Consider the following 459-nt stretch of genomic DNA (forward strand, 5'->3'; position numbering starts at 1 on the left):
CACGCCTTCGCGCAGCATCAGACCATGCAGCACGGCAGGATCGTTGACCGCCGAGAACACGAATTTGATCCCCGCCATGGCGCCCGCATAGGGCAGGCCCCAGCTTGCCGCGTGAAACATCGGCACGACCGGCAGCATCACCGATGATGCGCTGAAATTGAAGGCGGCGGGCTGCAGGCCAGCCAGCGCGTGCATCATCGTCGAGCGATGTTCGTATTGCACACCCTTCGGATTGCCGGTGGTGCCGGAGGTGTAACAGATCATGCACGGATCGCGCTCGTCGCCCGGCACCCATGCGAAATCGCCGTCCTGCGCGCCGATCCAATCCTCGAATGCCGGCGCATGAGCACCGCTGTCATAGCAGATATAGTGCTCGACCGTTTTCCAGCGGTCTTTCATCCGGTCGACGATCGGCTGGAACGCCGCGTCATAGATCAGCACCCGATCTTCGGCATGGTT

General features: G+C 61.9%; 1 protein-coding gene. It reads right to left on the reverse strand.

Annotated elements, in window-relative coordinates; genetic code table 11:
* Positions 1–459: AMP-binding protein (locus FLQ44_RS20165; protein ID WP_147695785.1), on the reverse strand; the 459-nt coding region annotated here is incomplete at both ends.

The organism is Vogesella mureinivorans (assembly GCF_007644035.1).
GTDB classification, from domain to species: domain Bacteria; phylum Pseudomonadota; class Gammaproteobacteria; order Burkholderiales; family Chromobacteriaceae; genus Vogesella; species Vogesella mureinivorans.